Origin of the sequence: Martelella sp. UBA3392, from assembly GCF_002358775.1 — a bacterium.
Classification (GTDB): Bacteria; Pseudomonadota; Alphaproteobacteria; order Rhizobiales; family Rhizobiaceae; genus Martelella; species Martelella mediterranea.
Window position 1 is genome coordinate 1 of the sequence record NZ_DEPM01000015.1, and the last position, 4,438, is coordinate 4,438.

General features: G+C 63.2%; 6 protein-coding genes. 2 read left to right on the forward strand and 4 right to left on the reverse strand.

Annotated features, from left to right (window positions below; all coding sequences use genetic code 11):
* On the forward strand, window positions 1–632 hold a 632-nt coding region (locus tag B4E36_RS01245; RefSeq protein ID WP_345899880.1), incomplete at its 5' end, for a branched-chain amino acid aminotransferase.
* Window positions 633–844: 212 nt separating this feature from the next.
* Window positions 845–1,339, forward strand: a complete 495-nt coding sequence (locus B4E36_RS01250; RefSeq protein ID WP_026173286.1) for a GNAT family N-acetyltransferase — start codon at window positions 845–847, stop codon at window positions 1,337–1,339.
* Between the two features lie 66 nt (window positions 1,340–1,405).
* Here B4E36_RS01250 and B4E36_RS01255 read toward each other — a convergent pair whose 3' ends face one another.
* The 4 genes from B4E36_RS01255 to thiE all read right to left on the reverse strand — a co-directional run bounded on the left by B4E36_RS01255 (window position 1,406) and on the right by thiE (window position 4,418).
* A complete protein-coding gene (locus B4E36_RS01255) occupies window positions 1,406–2,266 on the reverse strand; it encodes a c-type cytochrome (protein WP_414673705.1) in 861 nt (286 codons plus the stop codon).
* Between the two features lie 146 nt (window positions 2,267–2,412).
* Window positions 2,413–2,856: a c-type cytochrome gene (locus tag B4E36_RS01260; RefSeq protein ID WP_292056282.1), complete on the reverse strand. Its 444-nt coding sequence runs from the start codon at window positions 2,854–2,856 to the stop codon at window positions 2,413–2,415.
* A 111-nt stretch (window positions 2,857–2,967) separates the two neighbouring features.
* Window positions 2,968–3,783, reverse strand: a complete 816-nt coding sequence (gene thiD / locus B4E36_RS01265) for a bifunctional hydroxymethylpyrimidine kinase/phosphomethylpyrimidine kinase (protein WP_292056280.1) — start codon at window positions 3,781–3,783, stop codon at window positions 2,968–2,970.
* The gene (thiE, locus tag B4E36_RS01270) at window positions 3,780–4,418 is read right to left on the reverse strand and encodes a thiamine phosphate synthase (protein ID WP_292056277.1); all 639 of its coding nucleotides are present in this window, start codon (window positions 4,416–4,418) and stop codon (window positions 3,780–3,782) included. Before thiE ends, thiD begins: the two co-directional genes overlap by 4 nt.
* Window positions 4,419–4,438: the final 20 nt, after the last annotated feature.

The window sequence follows — 4,438 nt, forward strand, 5'->3', positions numbered from 1 at the left end:
TGGTCTGGGAAGGCCTGAAGAATTTCAAGGGCGCTGAAGCGGTCTATATCAAGCCGATGTACTGGGCCGAACACGGCCTTGACGGGCTCGTGCCCGCTGATCCGGCCTCTACCCGTTTCGCGCTTTGCCTGTTCGAAACGCCGATGCGCTCCACAGAGCCGGTTCGCTTGACGGTCTCGCCCTACCGCCGCCCGTCGCCGGAAGTGGCCATGACCCACGCCAAGACCGGCAGCCTCTATCCCAATTCCGGCCGGATGATGCTGGAGGCGCGCGCGCGCGGTTTCGACAACGCGCTGGCGCTCGACATGCTCGGCAATGTCGCCGAAACGGCCTCGGCCAATATCTTCATGGTCAAGGACGGCATCCCGATGACGCCGGCGGACAATGGCTGTTTCCTCGCGGGCATCACCCGCAAGCGCATCCTCAAGCTGTTCCGCGACAATGGCATCGCCGCGAAGGAGAAGACGCTGACCGTCAAGAACTTCCTCGAAGCCGACGAACTGTTCCTGACCGGCAATTACAACAAGGTCGTGCCGGTGATCAAACTCGACGACCGCGATTTCGAACCCGGCCCGATGGCGAAACAGGCGATGACGCTCTACATGGACTGGGCGCGCTCGACCTGCAAATAGCGCGTGGCCGCGTTTTTGAATTGACAATGTCGGCGTTTCGGCGCATTGGATTTTCCATGATCAAGACCGTGACCCACAATCATATGTATTTTTGGCTGTTCCAATAGGAGCGGCCTGTTGATCATGTTCATCACCGGCCGCCTGGGGGCGGCAAGGTGTTGAAGCAAAACGTCCCCCAAGGCGGCAGAATTCGAAGGCCAAGGGACGATAAAATGACTGACGATCAAGACAAAATCGCTCTGGAACGACCAGCCCTGATGACCATCAGGAAGGCGGTCGAATCCGATATTCCGCAACTGCTTGAGATGATCGGGCTGCTTGCCGCCTTTCACGATGATCCTTCGGAAATGACGGCGGAAAGCCTCAGACGCGACCTGTTCGGGCCGACGCCATGGGTGACTGCGCTGGTCGCCGATGCCGGCGCGCAGCTTCTCGGCTACGCGCTTTTGACGCCGCTCTACCGCGCCCAGCAGGGCCGGCGCGGCATGGATCTGCATCATCTGTTCGTGCGCGACGGCCACCGCAATCACGGCGTCGGCCAGCATCTGATCGCCCGCGCGCGCGACTTCGCCAAGGCCGCCGGCTGCACCTACCTGTCGGTCAGCGCCGCCACCGGCAATTTCGGCGCCCACCGTTTCTACCAGCAGATGGATTTCGTCGCGCGTCCGGTGACCGGCATGCGCTACATGCAGACGCTCGCCGATTGATCCCGCTATCTGTTCGGGCGCGTCGGGACTGTCGAAAAACCGGATTCCACTTTTTCGCCCGACGCTCTACTGCGCGGGCACGGCCTTCAGATAGGCGGCGATGGCTTCGAGGTCGGAGCGCGGCAGATGCGACAGGTTCTCCTGCACGTCGACCATCGAGCCGCCGGCCGTATCGAAGTCCGGCGTGAAGCCGGTTTCGAGGTAGTCGGCGATCTCCGCCGGCGTCCAGTTGCCGATGCTTTTGGAGCCCGGGGTGATGTCCGGGATCGTCCCTTCGCCGTCGGGGTTCGGCCCGCCGGCGAGCCACTTGTCATATTCAAGCCCTCCGAGCGCGTTGCGCGGCGTGTGACACTCGCCGCAATGGCCCGGCCCCTCGACCAGATACTGGCCGCGCATGATTTCGGGCGAGGCGTCGGTGAATTGCACCCGCGGTTCGTTCTTGAAGAACAACTGCTTCCAGAATGACAGCCCCAGCCGGACATTGAACGGAAAGTCGACATCGTGCGGCTTGCTGGGCGTATCGCTCGGCGGCAGCGTCATGATGTAGCCGTGGAGGTCCTTAACGTCCTGATCCTTCATCCGCACATAGGAGGTGTAGGGCAGGGAGGGGTAGAGATTGCGCCCGTGCGGGCCGACGCCCTTCTTTACGGCGTTGGCGAAGTCCATGAGCGACCAGTCGCCGATGCCTTCCTGCTTGTCGGGCGAGATATTGGGCGCATAGAAGGTTCCGAAATCACTCTCGATCGGGTGTCCGCCGGACAGGACCAGTTTCTCCTCGCCGGCCGCGCCTGGGGCGGCATGGCAGCCGGCGCACTGGCCGGCCCAGAACATCTTTGCGCCATTATGCGGATCGGCGGCCTGCAGGTCCTGATAGTCCGCCGGATCGAGTTTCGGCGGGGTGAAGGCAACCACGAAAGCCGCCCCCATGAACAGAGCGGCGACAGCCAGTACGATGATCGTCAGCTTTTTCACGCCCGGTCTCCCTGTTCCCGAATTTCAAGAGAAAACGGCAGTTCCGGGCGTGCTGGGAACCGCTCCAACGCCCGGAACTGCGTCACGATGGTGAGAAGGCTCTAATTGTCGACGCGATAGAGCTTGTGGCAGGCCGCGCAATTGGCCCCCAGCGTTTTCATCGCGGCTCCGACGGCGGCCTGATCGGCGGGCAGGTCGGCCAGCAGGGCATCGGCGTCATCGGCGAGCTTTTGCGCATGAGCCTCGAAATCGTCCATGTTTTCCCAGATCGCCGGGCTTGCCTCGGTGCCGTTGCCGGTTTTCGAATCAGGCGGGAAATGGGTCGGGAAGTCGGTGATTTTGGTGGAGATATCGGTAAGCGCGCCCTGGACCACGATCGGGTCGTAGGCATTCTGACCCTTGGCGATGGCGCCGAGCTGGCCCATGGCCTTGCCGATCGCCTTCATGTCGTCCTGGCGCAGCATCTGCGGTGCATCCTGGGCAACCGCAAAGCCAGCGCTGAGACAGAGCGCGACAGCGCCGGCGATCATAAATCCGTTTTTCATCCAAAGCCTCCTTCGTTGCTCAGGCCGCAGTATACGCAGCCTCTGTTGGGAAGCTAGGGGCAGGATTAACGTAGGGAAGGTGAACGCCGGCTGACTACGGGGCAGACGACATCACGTTTTGGTGACTTCGCCCCACAGCTGGTGGAAATGATGGGTCGGCCCGTGGCCGGAGCCGACATGCAGGCTGTCGGCCGCCGCGATCGCGCCGGCGACATAGCGCTTGGCGTTCGCCACCGCCTCGGAAAGGGGGGCGCCCTTGCCGATCTCGGCCGCGATCGCGCTTGAAAGCGTGCAGCCGGTGCCATGGGTGCTCGCGGTGTCGATGCGCGCGCCCTCCAGCCAGTCATGACCGTTGGCGGTGACCAGCAGGTCCGGGCTTTCCGCCCCCTCCAGATGGCCGCCCTTCAACAGCACCGCCTGCGTGCCGAGGCCTCTCAACGCGGTTGCCTGTTCGATCATCTGATCGCGGGTGGTGGCGGTCTCGGCGTCGAGCAGGGCGGCGGCTTCCGGCAGGTTGGGCGTCAGCACGGCCGCAAGGGGTATAAGGTGGTCCTTCAGCGCCTCGATGGCGTCTTCCGGCAGCAGCCGGTGGCCGCCCTTGGCGACCATCACAGGATCGAGCACGACCGGCACCTCCACATGGTGGCGCAGGCTGTCGGCGATGGTGATGGCGATATTGGCATTGACGACCATGCCGATCTTGATCGCGTCGACCTTCACGTCATCGAAGATCGCGGCGATCTGCTCGGCGACGAAGGCCGAGGGCACTTCGTGTACGCCGGTGACGCCGCGGGTGTTCTGCGCCGTCAACCCGGTCAGCGCCGCCATGCCGTAAGTTCCAAGCGCCGAAAAGGTCTTGAGGTCAGCCTGGATGCCGGCCCCACCCGAGGGGTCGGAACCGGCGATCGAGAGAATGTTTGCGATCATTGCTTCGCCTTCCGGATGGCTTCGGCAAGGTCCGCCGTCGCCTGATATGGGTCGGGCTGGCCGCAAATGGCCGAAACGACGGCGATCCCGTCGGCCCCGCTTTTGAATGTGGCCGCCACATGCTCCCCTTTCAACCCGCCAATGGCGACGGCCGGCAAGCGGCAGAGGTCGATCATCTCGCGAAGCCCGTGAAAACCGACGGGAAGCGCGTGGTCGGGCTTGGTTCCGGTCGCGAAGATCGGGCCGGCGCCGATATAGTCGATGCCGGTGGGATCGAAGGCGCGCGCGACATCGAGGCCGTTGACCGAAACGCCGAGGATTTTCTCCTCGCCGATCAGGTGTCGCACCTCCTCAGGATGCGCATCCTCCTGACCGACATGAACGCCATCGGCATCGATGGCGATCGCGGCCTCGACGTCGTCGTTGACGATCAGCCGGACGGGCGTGCCAGCCGTCAACTGTTTCAGGGCGAGACCCATGTCGATGCGTTCGCGCGTCGAGGCGTGCTTCATGCGCAGTTGCACGATGGTTGCCCCGCCGGCGATCGCATCCCTTGTGGTGGCGACCATGCCGTAATCGCCGCAAAGCTCCGGATCGAGGACGAGATAGAGGGAAAGGTCGAAATTCATGGCCATTCGATCTCCGCTTCGCGGGC

Bases quoted from the DNA above. Each gene is read 5' to 3' on its own strand.
- B4E36_RS01250 (WP_026173286.1), top strand. From the start codon at position 845: ATGACTGACGATCAAGACAAAATCGCTCTGGAACGACCAGCCCTGATG.
- thiD (WP_292056280.1), bottom strand. From the start codon at position 3,783: ATGATCGCAAACATTCTCTCGATCGCCGGTTCCGACCCCTCGGGTGGG.
- B4E36_RS01255 (WP_414673705.1), bottom strand. From the start codon at position 2,266: ATGGGGGCGGCTTTCGTGGTTGCCTTCACCCCGCCGAAACTCGATCCG.
- B4E36_RS01260 (WP_292056282.1), bottom strand. From the start codon at position 2,856: ATGAAAAACGGATTTATGATCGCCGGCGCTGTCGCGCTCTGTCTCAGC.
- thiE (WP_292056277.1), bottom strand. From the start codon at position 4,418: ATGGCCATGAATTTCGACCTTTCCCTCTATCTCGTCCTCGATCCGGAG.